The sequence below is a fragment of the Winogradskyella sp. genome, assembly GCF_965228925.1.
Lineage (GTDB): Bacteria > Bacteroidota > Bacteroidia > Flavobacteriales > Flavobacteriaceae > Winogradskyella.
This window is the reverse complement of record NZ_OZ245845.1, coordinates 4,787,955-4,800,674: the sequence shown is the minus strand read 5'-3', so window position 1 is coordinate 4,800,674 and position 12,720 is coordinate 4,787,955. Positions and strand designations below refer to the sequence as shown.

10 protein-coding genes are annotated in these 12,720 nt (G+C 39.0%); all 10 read left to right on the top strand.

Going from position 1 to position 12,720, the window contains the following annotated elements:
- The 10 genes from ACO052_RS19710 to ACO052_RS19665 all read left to right on the top strand — a co-directional run bounded on the left by ACO052_RS19710 (position 1) and on the right by ACO052_RS19665 (position 12,719).
- Positions 1–1,512, top strand: coding sequence for a RagB/SusD family nutrient uptake outer membrane protein (locus tag ACO052_RS19710; RefSeq protein ID WP_422105519.1), 1,512 nt, complete (start codon positions 1–3; stop codon positions 1,510–1,512).
- A gap of 32 nt (positions 1,513–1,544) precedes the next feature.
- On the top strand, positions 1,545–3,017 hold the full coding sequence (locus tag ACO052_RS19705; protein WP_422105518.1) for a hypothetical protein: 1,473 nt from the start codon (positions 1,545–1,547) through the stop codon (positions 3,015–3,017).
- A gap of 246 nt (positions 3,018–3,263) precedes the next feature.
- Positions 3,264–4,298, top strand: a complete 1,035-nt coding sequence (locus ACO052_RS19700; protein ID WP_422105517.1) for a glycoside hydrolase family 16 protein — start codon at positions 3,264–3,266, stop codon at positions 4,296–4,298.
- Between the two features lie 106 nt (positions 4,299–4,404).
- On the top strand, positions 4,405–5,889 hold the full coding sequence (locus tag ACO052_RS19695) for a xylulokinase (protein WP_422105516.1): 1,485 nt from the start codon (positions 4,405–4,407) through the stop codon (positions 5,887–5,889).
- Positions 5,890–5,901: 12 nt separating this feature from the next.
- Positions 5,902–7,227, top strand: coding sequence for a xylose isomerase (gene xylA / locus ACO052_RS19690; protein WP_422105515.1), 1,326 nt, complete (start codon positions 5,902–5,904; stop codon positions 7,225–7,227).
- A gap of 68 nt (positions 7,228–7,295) precedes the next feature.
- A complete protein-coding gene (locus ACO052_RS19685; protein WP_422108084.1) occupies positions 7,296–8,852 on the top strand; it encodes a sodium:solute symporter in 1,557 nt (518 codons plus the stop codon).
- Positions 8,853–8,884: 32 nt separating this feature from the next.
- Positions 8,885–9,538, top strand: coding sequence for a fructose-6-phosphate aldolase (fsa, locus tag ACO052_RS19680; protein WP_422105514.1), 654 nt, complete (start codon positions 8,885–8,887; stop codon positions 9,536–9,538).
- 12 nt (positions 9,539–9,550) lie between these two features.
- Positions 9,551–10,675 carry a glycoside hydrolase family 26 protein gene (locus ACO052_RS19675; protein WP_422105513.1) on the top strand — a complete coding sequence of 375 codons (1,125 nt, stop codon included), beginning with the start codon at positions 9,551–9,553 and terminating at the stop codon, positions 10,673–10,675.
- 11 nt (positions 10,676–10,686) lie between these two features.
- A complete protein-coding gene (locus ACO052_RS19670) occupies positions 10,687–11,391 on the top strand; it encodes a phytanoyl-CoA dioxygenase family protein (RefSeq protein WP_422105512.1) in 705 nt (234 codons plus the stop codon).
- Positions 11,388–12,719 (top strand): glycoside hydrolase family 2 TIM barrel-domain containing protein, encoded by a 1,332-nt coding sequence (locus tag ACO052_RS19665; RefSeq protein WP_422105511.1) that lies wholly within the window; start codon positions 11,388–11,390, stop codon positions 12,717–12,719. Before ACO052_RS19670 ends, ACO052_RS19665 begins: the two co-directional genes overlap by 4 nt.
- Position 12,720: the final 1 nt, after the last annotated feature.

The following is a 12,720-nucleotide window of genomic DNA, read 5'->3' as shown; positions in this document are numbered from 1 at the left end:
ATGAACAGGTTAAACTTTAAAATTATTGCAGTATTACTCATACTCATGTTAGGTGTAAACTTTATGGCATGCGATGTTGATGTAGTACAAGAAGACACGATTACGTCTTTAGATCTTTCAGAAACAGATGTTATTGATATTGCTAGAAACGTAAAAAATGTATTAAAATGGCAGAGCTCCAATAGTCCTTCTGCTAACTCTCATACAATTCCACATATCTTTCAGGATTTAAGAGGAGGAAATGCCGTATCTGAGCGAGATCCAGTAAACTGGATTACAGGACGGGATTTCAACCAATTTTCAACAATCACGCCTAGCCAGCAAAGTGTACAGGCGCTATGGTCTAAATGGTTTAAGGGTATTAATAGAGCAAATACGGCCATCAAAAACCTAGAAGGATTTACTGATTTTTCAGATGAGTCATTAAGAGCGAACTTAATTGCGCAATCAAAGTTTTTCAGAGCGCTGTTTTACTTTGAACTGGCTAAGCATTTTGGCGCTGTACCTCTTAGATTAGAGGCCGTTGAGAGCCTAGAAGATGCCGTCGTATTACCGAGAGCAAATTCTGTAGAAGATGTTTATAGTCAAATAGTTTCAGATTTGAATGAAGCCTTACCCAATTTGGCGAGCAATCCTTCGGAAAAATATGAGGCGACCCAAGGGGCAGCTTATGCGCTTTTGGCCAAAGTGTCTTTATATAACAATGATTATCAAAGTGCTATCGATAATGCCAACCTTGTCACTGGCTATACTCTGGAAGATGATTTTGTCGATAACTTTAGATTATCCACTGAAGGCAATAGATCAGAAACTATTCTTGAAGTTCCTTTTACTTCTGGACAATCTGGATTAGGGTTTGAGACTGCTGAAGAAACTTCGGAAATAATAGGTTCTGGGTTATGGCAAATGTTTGCGGGAATTAGTGGCGTTAATACGGGTTGGAACAACCTTGTTCCGACCATAGAATTTGTTGAATCTTTTGCAGATGGTGATGAAAGAAAACTCGGAACATTAGTTGTCGGTGGAGAACCACAAGAAGGTTTAACAGCCGATGATACCTCAATTTTAAGTGCACTTTTCCCGTCTGGTGCCATTCAGAGAAAAATTTATTTAACCCCTAGTGAAACACAAGATTTACTAGATACCGGGAATACACAACAATGTGATGTTAATGACATCGTATTGCGTTATGCAGATGTGCTTTTAATTAAAGCCGAAGCTCAAATCATGTTAAATGGTGCTGGTGCAGGCGATGATGCACTTAACCAAATTGCGGTCAGAGCTGGCCTAGGAACTTCTACGGGATATACATTAGAAGATCTTAAGTACCATAGAAGAGCAGAACTTTCTTTTGAAGGTTACGATCGCTTTACGGATTTGGTAAGATGGGGAGATGCTGCTACGGTACTAGCAGCCAGGGGTTTTTCCACGGGTAGAGATGAATATCTTCCCATTCCACAATTGCAGATTGACCAAAGTGCAGGATTAGTTGAACAAAACCCTGGCTATTAAAATTAAATACGGACTAATAAATAAAACGAGTTATGAATAAAAAAGCAAAAAAATTAAGCTACCTAATAATGCTTGTTATGGTTGTTGGACTCACTATAAGTTTTCAATCCTGTGAGGATGAATATAACATACCTGAAACCTGTTTTGATGGCAAGCAAAACGGAAATGAAACAGGGGTTGATTGTGGTGGTGACTGCCAGCCTTGCCCTTCCTGCGATGATGGTATAATGAATGGAAACGAAACGGGAGTCGACTGTGGAGGTCCAGATTGTGATGCATGCCCAGAGACCTGTGACGATGGCATTTTAAATAATGGCGAAACGGAAATTGATTGCGGAGGCCCAAATTGTCCACCATGTGTGACGGCAGCAGTAACTAGATTCTTTAATTATCAATCCGCTGGGTTTGAAAGGTTCCACACATTTGAAGGGGAAGAGACAGGTGTTAACTTAATTGATGGTGACCCAGGAAACGATGTTACGACACAAGGCGCAGCGCTTCCAATGGTTACTTTTGGTGAAGCCGATCCAGAAGACGCAACAATGCTTGTAGGTAGATATAATCGACCAGAAGGAAATATATCGGATGGATTCTCAGATTATAAATTTGAAATTAACAGTGGTGCTGCTTATGACTTTACTGGCCTAGGTAATATTGAATTATCCGTTTATACACCAGCTGGGACCATAGGTGGAAATGTAACACCAACAGTAGAAATTATATTTATTGCACGTAATGATCCAAATCCAAATTTCTGGGAACATTGGACCATACTCAACGGAGTGCTTTCTGGTACTGATGAATGGGAAACCATCACATTTGATGGTTCTGGCGTACAAGCCAGTATGAATGGTTTTGGCGTACAATATGATCAAATTGCCATAAGAATTGGTGGGTCTGGTCATACAGAAGCGGCTACCTTCTATATCAAAGATTTTGTTTTCATAGATCGCGAAGTTGTTGCCTCTGCAACATTTGCGACTAATGAAGGTGTCAATATTAACCCTGACGGAGACCCAGGAAATGACGTTACTACTCAAGGCGCTCCATTACCAATGATGGAATTTGGAGTGGTTGGACCTGAAAACGGATTTGTAGGCAAATACAATCGACCAGAAGGAAATATATCTGACGGTTTCTCAGACTATAAATTTGAAATTAACTCTGGTGATCCATATACATTTGCTACTAATGCTAAGTTTAGTCTTGAAGTGTATACGCCATCAGGAACCATTGGAGGTAATGTAACACCAACTGTTGAAATTATCATTTTGGCGCGTAATGATGCCAATCCTAACTTCTGGGAACATTGGACCATATTAAATGCTGTCATAGATACTAATGATGAATGGCAGACATTTACGTTCGACGCGTCAGGAGTACAAGCCAGCATGAGTGGTTTTGGTGTACAGTACGATCAAATAGCCATAAGAATTGGAGGTTCCGGACATACAGAACCAGCAACATTTTATGTAAGAAACTTTAATTGGTACAATGCAGATTGAAATTGAGATTATAAGTTAGTTGTTTATTAGTCTCAATAAAAAAGAGGTTATTAAGTTTTAATGGAATTTAATGCCTCTTTTTTAATCAAAAATAGCTTTAATGTTAAAGCACATTGTTATAGCACTGATTGTTTTTTCTTTCTTCTCTTGCCAAGATCAACAACATGATAAGGTAAGGGCATAAGTCCTGCCTCTTGATTGCTTCTAATAATTCATATTTAAAAATCTTTAAAATTAATTAACGACATGAAAATATACTTATATATTATTATTCTAATATTAGCTCTAGGATGCTCATCATCTGATGAGGGGCCACGACTAATGTCATCTTGTAATGATGGCGTGCAGAATGGTACAGAAACAGGAGTAGATTGCGGTGGTGATTGTGAACCCTGTGCAAGCTGTGATGATGGTATCATGAATGGCGAGGAAGAAGGTGTAGATTGTGGCGGACCAGATTGTGAGCCATGTCCGGTTGAGGTTCAAATTCCCGCATCTGGTTATGAAACACCAATGTCGTATACCGGATATTCATTAGTATGGTCGGATGAATTTGATACGAACACTTTAGATACCGACAAATGGGATTTTCATTTAGGTAATGGGTGCCCTAACTTATGTTTCTGGGGCAATAACGAAGAACAATACTTTACGAATAGTGACGACAACTTATACTTTGAAGACGGCAACTTAGTTATTGAAGCTAAAAATGAAAGCATTAATGGTATGGATTATTCCTCTTCAAGAATCCATACAGACAACAAGTTTGAATTTCAGTATGGTCGCGTCGATATCAGAGCCGCCATGCCTTCAGTATCGGGTATATGGTCTGCTTTATTTATGCTTAATCATAATTACACTATCGATTCGCCAGCAACTTGGTGGCCCAGTGGAGGCGAGATAGATATTGTAGAGTATTTGGGTGAAGATCCAAGTGAAATTTTAGGAACCGGTCATTACGGTACCGATTTTCCTAATAACCATCATTTCAATTCAGTTTATTTTGATGCCTTAAATGGTGAAAATTTTGACGAGGTATACTATGTTTATTCAATAATATGGGAGGAAGATCAGATTTCATGGCTGGTCAATGATGTAGTCTATCATACGATGACACCAAGCACAACAACGGCCAATGGTCAACCCTATCCATTTAATGATGAGTTCTATTTCATATTTGCATTATCGGTCGGAGGTAATTTACCATCTGTAAATCCAGTACCTAACGACTTTCCTGCATTTATGATTATTGATTATGTGAGGGTTTTTCAAGAAAATTAACTTAAAAAGTTTCGTAGATATTTAATTATAACAACTCATAAATAGCAATAATCATCATCTCTATTCATATCTTACTAATTGAGATAAAAAAATAAAAGTGATATAAGTGTACTACATTGGTTACGATATAGGAAGTTCGTCTGTAAAGGTGGCAATCACCGACGCTAAATCGGGTAAGAGTCTAGTGAATCTTCATGAGCCAGCTAATGAAATGGAAATAGTATCCTTTCAATCGGATTGGGCCGAACAAGACCCTGAAATTTGGTGGCAACACATCTGCAAAGCAACGAAGAGAGCCATTGTAGAGGCCAATATCGATGCGAGCAAAATTATAGGTATTGGAATTTCTTATCAAATGCATGGCTTGGTCATTGTAGATAAAGAAGGACAACCACTGAGGAATGCCATCATTTGGTGCGATAGCAGAGCCATAGAGATTGGAAATAAGGCCTTTGTAGATTTGGGAGAAAATCGATGTAGCAATAGCTTACTCAATTCTCCAGGTAATTTTACAGCTTCAAAGTTGAAGTGGGTTAAGGATAATGAACCGGAGCTTTATAAAAAGGTCTATAAATTTATGCTTCCTGGCGACTATATAGCCTATAAACTGACAGGGGTAATTTCAACCACAAAAAATGGGTTGTCCGAAGGCATACTTTGGGATTATAAAGAAAATGCTACCGCAAATTGGCTATTGGATTATTATGGTATCGATGTTACTTTAACACCAGACATCGTAGATAATTTTCAATCTCAAGGAACGGTAACCAAAGTCGCAGCAGAAGCTACAGGATTACCAGAAGGCATCTCACTAAACTATCGCGCTGGTGATCAACCTAACAATGCCTTGTCTTTAAATATTTTTAATAATGGTGAAGTCGCCGCCACAGGCGGCACTTCGGGAGTGATATATGCCGTAACCAATCAACTGAAATCAAAAGAGTCCTCAAGAATTAATCATTTTGCCCATGTCAACTATTCTAAAAGTACGCCAAATGTTGGGAAGCTTTTATGCGTTAATGGCGCAGGGATTCAATACCGTTGGTTACGAAATCACAGTGTGGAAAATTCCTATGAGAACATGAATCGTAAAGCATCAAAGATTCCTGTGGGATCAGATGGTGTTGTCGTGATTCCGTTTGGAAATGGCGCAGAGCGAATGCTAAACAACAAGAATGTGGGGACGCAATTCTGTAATCTAAATTTAAACCTTCATAGCCACGGCCATTTATATAGGGCGGCCTTAGAAGGTATCGCTTTTTCGTTTGTCTATGGTATGGAAATACTAAAGAATGACCATGCAGAAATCAAAGTGATTCGGGCGGGAAATGATAATTTATTTAGGTCAGAAATTTTTGCCAATACGGTTGCCACATTAATTGGTCATGAAATTGAAATTTATAACACAACAGGTGCCATTGGAGCCGCTAGAGCTTCTGGCTTGGTAGGTGGGGATTACCAGAAGTTTGGTGAAACTATTTCTAAAAATGACCATGTGATGACCTTTATGCCTCTAAAGAATAATGCCCCATACATTGCGGCCTACAATAAATGGAAAACAGAATTAGAACATATTTTAAAATATAAATAAAACACTCATATTATGATTGTACTAAATAAAGCAGAATATTTTAAAGGGATAGGAAATATTAAATATGAAGGACATTATTCCGATAACCCATTAGCCTTTAAATATTATGATCCCGATAAGAAAATTGCCGGTAAAACGATGCGCGAACATTTTAAGTTTGCCATAGCCTATTGGCATACCTTCTGCGGACAAGGTTCGGATCCATTTGGGCCAGGTACCCAAAATTTTGCTTGGGATCAATCTAAGGACCCTATTGAGGCCGCCAAGCACAAAGCAGATGCCGCCTTTGAGTTTTTTACAAAAATAGGATTTGATTATTTCTGCTTTCACGATTTCGATTTAGTACAAGAAGCTTCAACATTTAAGGAATCGGAAAAACGCCTGTCTACGATTGTCGATTACATCAAACAAAAGCAAAAGGATACTGGGAAGAAGTTACTCTGGGGAACTGCCAATTGTTTTTCAAATCCAAGATATATGAATGGCGCAGCGACAAATCCAGATTTTAATGTGGTTGCACGTGCAGGAGGCCAAGTAAAATTGGCCATAGATGCTACGATAGCTCTAGGAGGTGAAAATTATGTCTTTTGGGGAGGAAGAGAGGGTTATATGTCTTTGTTAAACACGGATATGAGTAGGGAGTTAGATCACATGGCACAGTTTCTCCATATGGCAAAGGACTATGCTAGAGCCCAAGGGTTTAAAGGCACCTTCTTTATAGAGCCCAAACCGATGGAACCTTCAAAGCATCAATATGATTTTGACTCGGCTACAGCGATTGGGTTCTTAAGAGAATATGGTTTAGATAAAGACTTCAAAATTAATATTGAAGTCAACCACGCCACTTTAGCCCAGCATACCTTTCAGCATGAAATTGAAGTGGCAGCTAAGGCCGGAATGCTAGGAAGTATCGATGCTAACAGAGGGGATTATCAAAATGGTTGGGATACCGATCAGTTCCCAAATAATATTCAAGAAACTACCGAAGCCATGTTGGTATTTCTCAAAGCTGGCGGTCTTCAAGGTGGCGGCGTTAATTTCGATGCAAAAATCAGGAGAAACTCAACGGATATGGAAGATGTATTTCTCGCGCATATCGGTGGCGCAGACACCTTTGCAAGAGCGCTGATTACGGCGGATAAAATCATCGCTTCCTCACCGTATGAAAAACTAAGACAGCAACGCTATAGTTCATTTGATTCAGGTAAAGGCAAGGCATTCGAAGAAGGCAAGTTAGATCTCAAAGCACTATATGAGATAGCTCAAGAGAACGGTGAATTACAATTACAAAGTGGCAAACAAGAATTGTTTGAAAATATCATTAACCAATACATCTAATTAATAGCGTGAATTCAGTATTAGAGAGCTTAGATTGGGTGGTCTTGGGTTGTTATTTCTTAGCGTTGATGGCCGTAGCGGTATGGGTTATCCTCCAGAAGAATAAAAATACAGAAGACTATTTTCTCGCTGGTAGAAATGTGGGTTGGTTCGTTATAGGCGCCTCAATCTTTGCTTCTAATATTGGTTCAGAACATGTCGTTGGTTTGGCTGGTACAGGAGCCGAATCGGGCATGCCCATGGCGCATTACGAATTACACGCATGGATAGTACTTCTTTTAGGATGGTTATTTCTCCCATTTTATATAAGAAGTGACTCGTTTACAATGCCAGAATTTTTGGAGAAACGTTTCGATGCACGTTCGCGTTGGTTTCTATCTGTATTTTCTTTAGTTGGTTATGTCATTACCAAGGTGTCGGTAACCATTTATGCTGGCGGTATCGTTGTTTCCGAATTATTGGGAATCCCGTTTTGGTATGGCGCCATAGGTATTGTAATATTTACAGGGATTTATACCATTTTAGGAGGTATGAAAGCTGTAATTTATACCGAAACCCTTCAGACCATAATTCTCATTTTGGGATCTGTAATTATTACTTATCTAGGATTACAAGAAGTTGGAGGATGGGAAGCGCTAAGAGCTACAGTAGGATCCGAACATTTTAATATGTGGCGTCCTATGTCTGACCCAGATTTTCCTTGGACAGGATTGTTATTTGGCGGCACTATCGTTGGGATATGGTACTGGTGTACAGATCAATACATTGTGCAACGTACTTTAGCCGCTAACAACATCAAAATTGGAAGGCGTGGCGCTATTTTTGGAGCCTATTTAAAAATACTTCCCATATTTATTTTTTTAATCCCAGGTATAATCGCTTTTGCCTTATCGCAAAAAGGAGTTTTGAGTTATGAAAAAGCAGATCAGGTCTTTCCAGCTATGGTAAAAGCATTACTTCCTGTTGGGCTAAAAGGTTTGGTCGCCGGAGGACTTATGGCCGCGTTAATGAGTTCGCTAGCTTCGGTGTTTAATTCATGTTCTACGATTTTCACGATTGATATTTATAAGAAACTAAAACCTCAAATGTCCGAAAAGCGTCTTCTTAAAATTGGAAGAATTGCGACTGGGATAGTGGTCTTGCTTGGGATTATTTGGATTCCGATTATGGATAAAATTGGAGGCGGAACTCTTTACAAATATCTACAAAGCGTCCAATCCTATATCGCACCACCAATTACAGCGGTATTCATTTTGGGTATTATTTGGAAACGTGTCAATGCAAAGGCTGCCATCTGGACCTTAATGTCGGGACTATTGGTTGCTGCATTGAGAATTACAGCCGAAATAAATATAGATGGCTTAACGGGAATAGCCTATTCATTCGCATCCATAAATTTTGCACACATGGCTATTTTTATGTTTGTCTTTTCAGTCATGGTTTGTATTACGGTAAGTTTAGCAAGTACAGCACCAGATTATACAACGATTAGGGGACTAGCTTTTGGAACACTTTCGGAAGAACAAAAATTAGAAACTAAAAGAAGTTATGATACCATAGATGTCATACTATCTGTACTATTAGTCATTGTAATTATTTCAATATTAACCTATTTCACAGGATAAGTCTAATTCTAAAGAAAATACACACTAAATACATGAAGTTTTTTATAGACACGGCAAACTTAGATCAGATTAGAGAAGCACAAGCATTAGGTGTTTTGGATGGTGTAACCACCAACCCATCTCTAATGGCCAAGGAGGGTGTTGTCGGAAAAGAGAATATATTGCAGCATTACCAAGATATCTGTAAGATCGTTGATGGTGACGTGTCAGCAGAAGTCATTGCTACGGACTTTGAAGGGATGGTAAAAGAGGGCGAAGAACTATCCAATTTAAACCCTCAGATCGTGGTCAAACTTCCGATGATTAAAGATGGTGTTAAGGCCTGTAAATACTTTTCAGATAAAGGCATTAAAACCAATGTGACGCTTGTCTTTTCGGTAGGTCAAGCCTTATTAGCTGCTAAAGCGGGTGCAACCTATGTTTCGCCATTTTTAGGACGATTAGATGATATTTCTACAGACGGTTTACATCTTATTTCAGAAATAAGACAGGTGTACAACAATTATGGATTCAATACTCAAATTCTGTCGGCATCCGTTAGACACACTATGCATGTCATTGATTGTGCAAAACTAGGTAGTGATGTTATGACAGGGCCATTATCCTCAATCATGGGTCTATTAAATCATCCATTGACTGATATTGGGTTGGCCAAATTTTTAGAGGATTATAAAAAAGGAAATTAAAAACTATCAATCATGAATAAGACGATCATATTCGCACTCTCATTTACCTTGCTGTTTTCATGCAGTACATCAAGTAATAAGGATGTGGCAGAGGAGAAAAAGACAACTGAACAAAAAAGGGATTTAGCAAAATTTGAGCCCAGGGAGGGCGTTTTATTATTTGCCGGTCAAGAGTTGGAAGCTATTGGAGGACTCGAAAATTATAACGATGGTTATTTAGACCACTACAAACGTCCTGCAGGTTGGACAACGTATACGAACATTAATCCAGGAGATGATTCCTTTGGAAGAATCCAAGAAGGTTTGGATGGTTTGTGGGAAACCCACGATTGGGGAGACAATGACTATAATGCATCCCTACAATTGGCAGATCCTGATTACGAAAATATGGCTTTAGCCATAGGTTTACAATTTGTAAATCATGAAGAGAAAGTAGCCGATGGTACGCACGATGAATACATTGATAAACTTGCTGACTTCTTGTTGTCATTGGGAAAGCGCCCAGTTTTTCTGAGAATTGCCTATGAGTTTGATGGTGATCCTTGGAATCACTATGACCGAGCGTCTACCATAAAAGCCTATAAAAGAATTGTGGACCGATTAAGAGCAAAAGGTGTTGAGAATACGGCTTATGTTTGGCAATCTGTTGGCTTTATATCTGGACAGGAGCATTTAGAAGGCTGGTATCCGGGTGATGACTATGTGGACTGGTGTGGGGTGTCTTTCTTTAATCGTTGGAAGGAAATTGAAATGTTTGAATTTGCCCGTAAGAAGGGAAAGCCCGTGTTTATTGCTGAAGCTACACCAACAATTTCAGATTACTTCGGAAAGCTTTATGGTGTTTGTAAAGAGACACAACTCAGTAATCCAGAACAAGCTGAAGAGGCTTGGGATAAATGGTTTATACCATTCTTTAATGCCATTGAGAAAAACAAGGATGTAATTAAAGCGGTGCATTACATTAATTGCCATTGGGATTCACATCCTATGTGGATGAGCAACCCTACCTTTAGTAAAATAGATGCCCGATTACATCTTAACGATACCATGAGCAAAAGATGGAAAGAAAAAGTCTATACCCCTTATTTTATTCATTCATCTGAAAGCTTATATGAGGACTTATACAACAATAACTAAATGCTTTAGATATGGATTTTGAAAAAGTAGCTCAAGAATTTTGGGAAAATGGCTATGTTATTTTCGAAAAGTTTTTTTCTGATGAGCTTATGGATGAGTACAATAGGAGGATTCTAGATCATTTTGAAAGTGACCCTGAGTCTGAATTAAATAGCGAATTTGAACAAAAATCAAAAGTTCAGGTCGTGCCTTGGTTTCCTTATCGCGAAAACAAGCCTTATTTTGATGAGGTCGATAAAAATGAAACCTTTAATAAAATCACGGATACCATATTAAATGATAGCTGGGAAAACCTGTATTGCATGATGATGTATTCTAAAGCGGGGACCATTGGTCAAGCCTGGCATCAAGATTGCCCACCGTCAGATAACACAAAATTCAACATCAATAGATTGGTGTATACCCACGACATTACAGATGCTACGGGTGGCGCAATTGTGGTATTTCCAAAGACCCATATTAAAGGCGAGCTCACCATTGGTGATCCTCATGAGGAGATGGTTGGACAACAAGTCTATCAGCCAAAGAAAGGCACCGTCATTTTTCTTCATGGGCATTGTTGGCATCGTGTGACACCAGCTAAGCAAGATCGTATTTCGTCCAATTTTAGAGCCATACCAAAAGGCACATCTGAGGATATCACGGATATTTGTGTATACCGGAATATGCGGTATCGATTTTCAACTCAAGAAGTGATTGAAGAACGCAAGCTATGAGAGTTTTATATGTCATAATGGTGGTAAGTCTATTATGCTTCTCTTGTGAGAGGTCCGATCACGATGTAAAAAAACCATCTAAAGTAGAAGTTAGATCGGTTAATGGGCAATCCAATTTTTATGTCAACGATACGCTTTTTCAACTCAAGGGCTTAGGCTTTAATTATGAATACCGAGCCAGTTTTGATGAACTAGCACAAACGGGGGCAAATGCCATACGAACTTGGTCCACAAAATATGCAGACACCATATTAAAAGCAGCAGAAAAGCATGATCTTATGGTGGCCATGGGGATAAGTATTGGCAAAGAACTCTGGGGCTTTGACTACAATGACACGAGTGCCGTAGCCAATCAATTTGAAAACGTCAAAAGCATTATAAACACTTATAAAGATCATCCCAACCTACTGTGTTGGGTGGTAGGGAATGAGTTAAATCTTTTGTTTGAAGACGATGGCACCACCTTACGCGATGTAAACCCAAAAGTCTATGACGCCATGGCAGATGTTGTAGATTACATTCATGAAGTGGATCCAAATCATCCTGTAACGATGACCTTTGCAGGAGTCATAGAACCACATTTAAAGGTGGCGTTAGAGCGGGTTCCACAGTTGGATATCCTATCCGTTCAGGTATATGCGGATTTGGAACATGTTGAAAAACGAATAAAGGATGCGGGAATCACCAAACCTTATATGGTGACCGAATTTGGACCTCGTGGGTTTTGGGAAATGCCAAAAACGGAGTGGAATAGAGAGATTGAGGAACCGAGCGGACCCAAAGCCGATGGTATAAAACAACGTATACACAAAGGATTAATTAATAATACCTCTGGAAAATGTTTGGGTGGATTTGCCTTTGTTTGGGGACAAAAGCACGAACGCACACCAACCTGGTATGGGATGCATCATGATGATGGTAGACAAACCGAATATTTGGATAATTTAATTAAACTATGGACGGGTAAGTACCCTGAAAATAGAACACCGAGAGTAGATAAAATTTTATTGGATGGGAAACAAGCTCAGGATAATATTTATTTAGAACCAAACACCGTGTATAATGCCAAAGTCATTGCCTCAGATATAGATGGAGATCAATTGAGTTATAAATGGGAAGTAGCTCATGAAGTCGATGTGAGAAGTCTAGGAGGTGAAAAAGAGCAAAAACCGAAACGACTTCAATTAGAAGTTTTAAAAGACACCAATGGCGATTTTACTTTTAAGTCACCAGAGGAAGAAGGCGAATATAGGATTCTGGTCTATGTATATGATGGAAAACATAAGGCGGGAAATGCAAATATTCCATTCTATGTAAAAAACAAATAGA

Bases quoted from the DNA above. Each gene is read 5' to 3' on its own strand.
- ACO052_RS19675 (WP_422105513.1), top strand. From the start codon at position 9,551: ATGAATAAGACGATCATATTCGCACTCTCATTTACCTTGCTGTTTTCA.
- ACO052_RS19685 (WP_422108084.1), top strand. From the start codon at position 7,296: ATGGCCGTAGCGGTATGGGTTATCCTCCAGAAGAATAAAAATACAGAA.
- ACO052_RS19670 (WP_422105512.1), top strand. From the start codon at position 10,687: ATGGATTTTGAAAAAGTAGCTCAAGAATTTTGGGAAAATGGCTATGTT.
- xylA (WP_422105515.1), top strand. From the start codon at position 5,902: ATGATTGTACTAAATAAAGCAGAATATTTTAAAGGGATAGGAAATATT.
- fsa (WP_422105514.1), top strand. From the start codon at position 8,885: ATGAAGTTTTTTATAGACACGGCAAACTTAGATCAGATTAGAGAAGCA.
- ACO052_RS19710 (WP_422105519.1), top strand. From the start codon at position 1: ATGAACAGGTTAAACTTTAAAATTATTGCAGTATTACTCATACTCATG.
- ACO052_RS19705 (WP_422105518.1), top strand. From the start codon at position 1,545: ATGAATAAAAAAGCAAAAAAATTAAGCTACCTAATAATGCTTGTTATG.
- ACO052_RS19665 (WP_422105511.1), top strand. From the start codon at position 11,388: ATGAGAGTTTTATATGTCATAATGGTGGTAAGTCTATTATGCTTCTCT.
- ACO052_RS19700 (WP_422105517.1), top strand. From the start codon at position 3,264: ATGAAAATATACTTATATATTATTATTCTAATATTAGCTCTAGGATGC.